Genomic DNA, 6,356 nt, shown 5'->3' with positions numbered 1-6,356 from the left:
CAGCCGCTTCGCGAAAGCAATCTGTCGACCGAGTCGAAAAAGAAATTATCCTGCCTAAAGACTTTCTTCTCCCCCGGAAAGAAGGCAAGTAGTTTCTGGTAATTCACTTCGAGGGCGAGGTCAATCTTTATTTCCGTTTCCTGAGAGAACATGCCAAACTTGCTGAAATTCAGAAGGGCGGTTCAGAAGAACCGCCCTCAGTTCAAAATTGTCCCGTCTATTTCTTAAATCGCCGAGGAGAACGGGCTTCCCATTCCACTACAATCGGACTGGCGACAAAAATGGAGCTATAGGTTCCAATTATCACCCCGAGAATAAGAGCAATGGCGAAATTGCGCAGTGTCTCGCCGCCCAAAAAGACCATTACCACCACCACGACCACGGTAGTGGAGGTGTTGATAGTGCGGGAAAGAGTTTCATTGATGGAGCGGTTGACACAGAAGATGAACTCGGTTTTGGCGCGGAATTTCCTCAGGTTCTCCCGAATGCGGTCATAGACCACGACCTTATCGGTAAGGGAGTATCCGGCCAGGGTCAGCAGGGCGGAAAGGGTGAGAAGGTCGAATTCCAATCCGAGGAGGTAGAATATACCAACCACGGCCAGGACGTCGTGTGTGGTGGCGACGGTGGCGGCGACACCGGAGCGGAAATCGAATCGCAGTGCAATATAAATCAGGATTCCTATAAGGGAGACCAGGATTGCCCAGCCGGCGTCACGGCGCAATTTTTCGCCGACGGCCGGTCCGATGACGCTTTCGGAATCGAGAGTGAACTGGTTGCCGGAGAACTGTGTGCCGAGAATTTCTTCAATCCGCTTGGCGCGCTGGCTCCCTTCGGCATCGGTGCCGGGGCGCTTGGTCTTGATTATGAACGCGTTGGGAAAGCTGAAGTCTTTGACTTCATTGACCTGGGCGTCGGGAAACTCGGTGCGGATGGCATCGCGAAGCTGGTCGATGCCGACCGGCTGCAAAAAATGGCCCTGGACCATGACCCCGCCGGCGAAATCGATACCGATATTAGCCTTGCCCAGGGAGACCATGATGAAGCCGATGATGCCGACCACCACCAGCAGCGCCGAGACCAGGAAGGATATTTTTCTCTTCCCGATGAAATCTATATTTGGTACGCCAATTAATGAAAACATATTCGCCTCGCCTGCTATATGCTCAAGGTTTGTTTATGTTTACGCATATCGAAAATCAACTTGGTGATTACGTATGCGGTGAACAGCGAAATCAACACACCCCAGAAGAGCGACACGGCAAAGCCGCGGATGGAGCCGGCGCCGATAATATACAGAGCGGCGGCGGTAATCAGGGTGGTGACATGACCGTCGAGAATCGCCGCCCAGGCGCGGTGATAGCCGGCATCAATCGACGCCCGCACCGTCTTGCCCGAGCGCAGCTCTTCTCTTATTCGCTCGAATATAAGGATATTGGCGTCCACCGACATACCGATGGTCAGGATGATACCGGCGATACCGGGCATGGTTAAAGTCGCCTCGAGCGCCGCCATTATCGACAGCAGAAAGAAAAGGTTGAAGATAAGACCGATGTCGGCAATGAGACCGGAGAGGCGATAGTAAAAGGCGATATAAGCCAGAACCAGAAACAGTCCCACTATGGCGGAGTAGAATCCTTTTCTGATTGTGTCGGAACCGAGAGTGGCGCCGACCACGTTCTTGGCAATAATCTCCATCGGGGCAGGTAATGCGCCCGCTTTCAAAACCACTTCCAGATTCTGGGCGTCCTTAATGGTCGCGGAGCTTCCCATGGTAATCTGCCCTTCATTGCGGATGCGGGAGTTGATAAAGGGGGCCGATTCCACTTTGTTGTCAATGACAATCGCCAGCGGCTTATCGATATTGGCGCCGGTCAGACGGGCAAAAGCGGCGGAGGCTTCGCCGGAAAGACGGAAATCAACCGTGTTCTCCTGATACTGCCCTTTCCCCAGTTTGATTCTCTCCAGATGCTTACCTAAAAATTGCACCCGGCTTTTGAGAATATAGAGTTTATAGACTTCCTGAGCCGCCACAATCTCCGGGCGAGTTGACCAGGCAAACTGCACATCTTCCGGTATCATCCGTTTCACTTCCGGCCTTTCCAGCATCTTTTCCACGGAGCGACGGTCCCTTGCTGCTACTACATATCCGGGCCACTGGGTATTGTTGGAGGAATTAAATAAGAAGGGGTCGAGATAAAGAGTGAACGGTCTATCCCCTTCGGTGATATCCAGGGTATCTTCTCCCAAAATATCGGCAAAGATATCTTTGGCGGCGGTATCGGCGGCGCTGGTATCAGGGGCGGCAGTTTCGGTCGTAGCGGTAGTGGTTTCATCGGAAGAGGCCGCTTTCTCAGCCTTGTTAATTTCCGCCATCACCGAATCGATTCTCTGCAGAATCAGGTTGGCGTTATCCTGTGTTTCGAGCAGTTTAAATTCCAGCTGGGCCGTCTGGCCGATAAGCTCTTCGGCCCGGGCGGCATCGGTATAACCGGGGAGGTCAACAATAATCCGGTCGTCCCCCTGCCGCTGGATAACCGGCTCGGCGACGCCGATAAAGTCAACGCGGTTGCGAATAATCTGAATGGCGCGGTCCACGGCGTCGGCTCTGGCTGACGGTTCAATTTTTTCCAGCATCACCCGCAGGACGATATGAACGCCCCCCTGCAGGTCCAGACCGAGGCGCATCGCTTTTCTCTGAAGTTCCTGAACGGAACCGGGTTTCTGCATCTCCATTCTCTCCTTGTCAGCCGCGTCGAGCGTCCAGTAGCGGAGAGTATTCCAGAACCCGATGAAGGCAAGGACGATAAGCCCTATCGTCAGCACTAATCGCCAGGTTTGTCCTTTCATATAAAATACCCTTAATAAAAATTAATAGTAATGTTTTCGAATTAATGTTTAAGTGATAGTAAAGAGAAAGAAAAGAGGACTACATCGTACCGGATGGTTTGGCGCCAACCAGCGTAAACTCCGAGGCTTTTTCGGGGGAAATCACCGCGGCGGTAGTCAGGAGGTCATTATAGGCAAAATCAAATTTCAGGGAAAAGCGAAGCAGCTCGGCGCGGGTATCGGGGCGGCTGGTGTCGATATTGTTTCCCCCGATAACGGCCGGCATATTCAGATATACCGCTGTCCCCTCTTCCGGAGCGTCCCCGGAGGTCATGCCAAAATTGCCCCACAGTGGGGCGGCAGCATTCAGGGACTCCGAAGATTGGGAGGCGCCGGCCTGCCCGGCATCGCCGCCTAAGATCGGGCAAAGCAGCAATAACTGAAGGAATAGAAAAATCGGCAGCAACCCTCGGGTTTTGCCGAAAATAGAAAAGAATTTTATCCCGGTCGGATTTTTCATAAAAATTTCCTTACAATATATCGGTAATTGGCTGATTGTCAATTTCAAACTGCATTCTCGCCTTGACAGCGCCATCCTTTTCCAATAGGTTAAGACCTTCGATTAATTAGGGTTACCAGACCGAGGTCAAAACGTATAAGTCAGAAATGATGTCCTTATTTTGAACAATTAGAGGAAAATTATGAAGCCTTATCATGCTGTCTTTCGTCTCCTGACAGTTTCCGTCAGCGGCGCCGCCATCATTACCCTTCTGCTCACGCAGGCTCTTTTCGGGCAGGAGGAGAAGGTAAAAAGATATTTTCTGGACAACGGGATGGAGATAATCCTTAAAGAGAACCATGCCTCGCCGATGATAACGTCGCTTGTCTTTGTCAAATCAGGCAGCAAGTATGAATCAGTCTATAACAACGGCGCCACCCATTTTCTTGAGCATCTCCTGTTCAATGGCACCGCCACCAATACCCAGGAGCAATTGTCCCGGGGGATAGAACGTCTGGGGGGATATATGAACGCCTTTACCCGAAAGGAGTTCACCGCCTATCTGGTGCTGATGCCGAAGGACTATATCAACTACGGAATGGCGACTCAGGCGGATATGCTCTTTAACTCTATCTTCCCGGAGCAAAAATTCCCCAAGGAGCGGAAAATCGTAATCGAGGAGATGAAGAAGGATAATGACGCGGAAGGGACGGTCGCGGAGAATTATTTTGCCAAAAAAAGCCTCGCGGGAACCCCGTACGCTCGTCCCGTTATCGGTTACGAATCGATTATCGCCAATATTCCGCGGGAGGCGGTTATCGATTACTGGAAGCGGTTTTACGGGCCGAACAATATGACGGCGCTTATTATCGGCGATTTTGAAACGGCTCAGATGGAAGTGATGGTGCAGTCTATATTCGGCAAGTTCCCCAAAGCCGACCTGCCGCCGGCGCCGGTTATAACTGTCCCTCCCATTAGCGGCAAACAGGTATTCAAGACCGCAGCCAAAACGAAGTCATCATATATCAATTATTCTATCGAAGCCCCCCGCTATACCGATTCGGCATATTTTGCCATGGCGCTTCTGCAGGATTATCTCTCCGATGAGGAAAACTCGCCGCTTATTCGGGCGCTGACGTCCGGCGGCGAAATGCTGGCAACATCGGTCTCGGCATATATTGATACCAAAGAAGAATTCTCCCGCTTGGTTATCGAAATCATCACCGAGAAACCGGAAAAAGCCGACAGCATGATGGCTCTGACCGATGCGGTGCTGGAAAGCCTCGGAGACAATCCGCCTTCGGAAGAGCTGCTGAACGGCTATAAAGTCAGCCGGCGGTGCGAAGAAATCTATATGTCCGAGAAACTTCATTACTATGGCTTTACAGTGGCGCCGCTTATGGCTATTACCGGCTGGGATTTTTTCCGGCAATTTCAGAATCGTATCGATTCGGTGACAGCGGCAGAGATTGCAGCGGCATGTCAGAAATATTTCTCGCCGATAAACTATGTCGCCACGGTCGTCACTCCGGCGTCGTCCGACACCGAGGCTGTGTATCAAGCAGCTGGGCCGACCGATGAAGAACTGCTGGCGCACTTTCGGGCAAATCCGCCTCAGATTCATGACCTCAATCTCGGCAAGAAATTCAAGATGCCGGAAGTGCGGGCTCTCTCCGAAGAAGAAAAGCGATACGCCCGCTATGCCCGCCAGATTTTTGACAACGGCCTGACGGTAATAGTCAAATCGAACCCCGACAGCCGGGTATTCGCCCTCAATGTCATCGGAAAGAACCGCAGCGCCACCGAGCCGGAGGGGAAAGAAGGAATTACTGACTTTGTCAACCGACTGATTGAAAAGGGTACCACCTCCCGAAACGCCGAGCAACTCTCGCAGGAACTTGCCTCTATTGGCGCCAAGGTTACCCTCTACGACAATCCCTGGATACCGTATGACGACCGTTATACCACCCGGCAGTTCTCTTTTATGAAATTCGAAACGATTGATGAATTCACCGTCAAGGGTATCGAGCTTTTCTCCGATATGATTGCCCATCCCGTCTTTGATTCGGCCGAAGTGGAAAAGGTGCGGGCGGAGATTATGGGTCTTTTGGGGCGCAACAGCGGCTCCACCTACAAAATCGCCCGGGATAAATTTTACGCGACACTATTTTCGGGAACGGCATACGGGAGGAATATTGAAGGTTCACCGATGAGTATCGGTTCTATCACTATCGATGACCTGAAAGCGCATCACCGCCGCATTTACTCACCCGAGAATATGATAATTACGGTCGGCACCAATGATGACCCGCAGAAAGTGATGTCGCTTCTCAAAATCAGTTTCGAGCGGATTCCGAAAAGCGGTTTTACTCCCATCGAGGCGACCCGTCCGGCAAATCCAAGCGGCATCAAGACGGCCCATCATAAGATGGAGAAGGAGCAGATTTATATTTACCTGGGGAATCTGCTGCCGTCGGCAAAGTCGCCCGATGCCGCGGCTCTGGATGTCACCGCTTCCGTTCTCTCAAAACGGCTGCAGAAAGTTCTTCGGGAAGAGCAGGGGCTGGCTTACTCGGTCGGCGCCGGGGTGACGCTGGATAGGAATTTTGGATGGTTTATCTGCTCTATCGGAACCGGCGTGGCGAATTTTGCGCGGGCGCGCGACGGCATCATTGCCGAAATCGAAAAACTGAAGACCGAGATGCCGTCTAAAGAAGAGGTGGAAGAAGCGATAAACTCTATCTGGGGTTCGAATCTGACTGCCAACCTTTCGCGAATAAACCAGGCTTATTATATGGGGGTAAATGAATATCTGGGCCTGGGGTATGACCATGACGATGTTTATATTGACGAGATACGGAAAATTGACCGGGGGCTGGTGCTGCGGACAGCCCGCCGCTATTTTGACACGAAAAATTACGTGATGGCGACAGCGGGGAATCTGGAGAATTGAGGAGGAATTATCTAAAGAAGAGTGTTGTACTGATTTGTCGGGTCTAATCCGCCGCAGGCGGATATGACATGATGA

4 protein-coding genes are annotated in these 6,356 nt (G+C 51.7%); 1 reads left to right on the top strand and 3 read right to left on the bottom strand.

Annotated features, from left to right (window positions below; genetic code table 11):
• Nucleotides 1-217: 217 nt before the first annotated feature.
• The 3 genes from secF to AB1690_06785 all read right to left on the bottom strand — a co-directional run bounded on the left by secF (nucleotide 218) and on the right by AB1690_06785 (nucleotide 3,349).
• Nucleotides 218-1,144, bottom strand: a complete 927-nt coding sequence (gene secF / locus AB1690_06795) for a protein translocase subunit SecF (GenBank protein ID MEW6015013.1) — start codon at nucleotides 1,142-1,144, stop codon at nucleotides 218-220.
• Between the two features lie 14 nt (nucleotides 1,145-1,158).
• Nucleotides 1,159-2,850 (bottom strand): protein translocase subunit SecD, encoded by a 1,692-nt coding sequence (gene secD, locus AB1690_06790; GenBank protein ID MEW6015012.1) that lies wholly within the window; start codon nucleotides 2,848-2,850, stop codon nucleotides 1,159-1,161.
• Nucleotides 2,851-2,929: 79 nt separating this feature from the next.
• Nucleotides 2,930-3,349, bottom strand: coding sequence for a hypothetical protein (locus tag AB1690_06785; GenBank protein MEW6015011.1), 420 nt, complete (start codon nucleotides 3,347-3,349; stop codon nucleotides 2,930-2,932).
• A gap of 181 nt (nucleotides 3,350-3,530) precedes the next feature.
• On the opposite strand from AB1690_06785, the gene AB1690_06780 reads away from it, so the two are divergent.
• Complete coding sequence (locus AB1690_06780; protein MEW6015010.1) at nucleotides 3,531-6,281, top strand: pitrilysin family protein; 2,751 nt, start codon at nucleotides 3,531-3,533, stop codon at nucleotides 6,279-6,281.
• Nucleotides 6,282-6,356: the final 75 nt, after the last annotated feature.

Source organism: Candidatus Zixiibacteriota bacterium, from assembly GCA_040753495.1.
Classification (GTDB): Bacteria; Zixibacteria; MSB-5A5; order GN15; family PGXB01; genus DYGG01.
This window is presented reverse-complemented; position numbering and strand designations above follow the sequence as displayed.

Excerpts from the sequence above, each read along its gene's own strand:
- AB1690_06785 (MEW6015011.1), bottom strand. The coding sequence starts at position 3,349 with ATGAAAAATCCGACCGGGATAAAATTCTTTTCTATTTTCGGCAAAACC.
- secD (MEW6015012.1), bottom strand. The coding sequence starts at position 2,850 with ATGAAAGGACAAACCTGGCGATTAGTGCTGACGATAGGGCTTATCGTC.
- secF (MEW6015013.1), bottom strand. The coding sequence starts at position 1,144 with ATGTTTTCATTAATTGGCGTACCAAATATAGATTTCATCGGGAAGAGA.
- AB1690_06780 (MEW6015010.1), top strand. The coding sequence starts at position 3,531 with ATGAAGCCTTATCATGCTGTCTTTCGTCTCCTGACAGTTTCCGTCAGC.